This is a genomic window from Rhizobium sp. 01T444, from assembly GCF_056398305.1.
Window position 1 is genome coordinate 1 of the sequence record NZ_JBFTPD010000167.1, and the last position, 721, is coordinate 721.

The following is a 721-nucleotide window of genomic DNA, read 5'->3' on the forward strand; positions in this document are numbered from 1 at the left end:
CATCAGCCACCAGCGCCAGTCGCTGGCCTCTTCGATGTAGCCCGATCCGATCAGCGCATAGAGCGTCAGCGCCGCGTCGCGCAGCCAGCAGAAGCGATAGTCCCAGTTGCGCTCGCCGCCCGGATGCTCGGGCAGCGAGGTGGTGGGCGCGGCGACGATGCCGCCGGAGGGCTCGTAGGTGAGGGCCTTGAGCGTCAGCAGCGAGCGCGTGACGGCCTCGCGATACTCGCCGTCGTAGCCGCAGCGGTCGGTCCATTCGCACCATTCCCCGGCGGTGCGGGCCAGCAGCGCATGGGCGTCGCGCGTGACCGGCGGCGTCTGGTGCGAGGGAAACCACTCGAGGCAGAAAGCGATGGCTTGCCCGGCCGTGACCGTGAAGTCCGCGGTGCTCGCGAAGTTCTCGTTGATCAATTCCACGCCCGAGGTGACGCGAACCCCATCCGGCCCCGCGACCGCGTAGACCGCGCCTTCGCGCCGCTCCACCCACGGGCACCATTCGCCATAGTTGAAGCGGATGCGAAGTTYGGTATGCATGGCCGCCGTGCCCCGCACGCCGCGCACGATGCGCACCACTTCATGCATGCCGTCGGAGGCCGGCCGCGGCATGAAGTCGGTCACGGTCGCCACGCCCTGGGCGGTGCGGAAGGTGGTCTCGAGCACGAGCGTCCCGGGCAGATAGCGCCGCGTGATGCGCGCCTTGCGGTCGCGGGCACGCATGGAC

1 protein-coding gene is annotated in these 721 nt (G+C 69.7%); it reads right to left on the reverse strand.

Annotated elements, in window-relative coordinates; translation table 11 throughout:
* Nucleotides 1–721: glycoside hydrolase family 15 protein (locus AC1DTN_RS37780; protein ID WP_477925253.1), on the reverse strand; the 721-nt coding region annotated here is incomplete at both ends.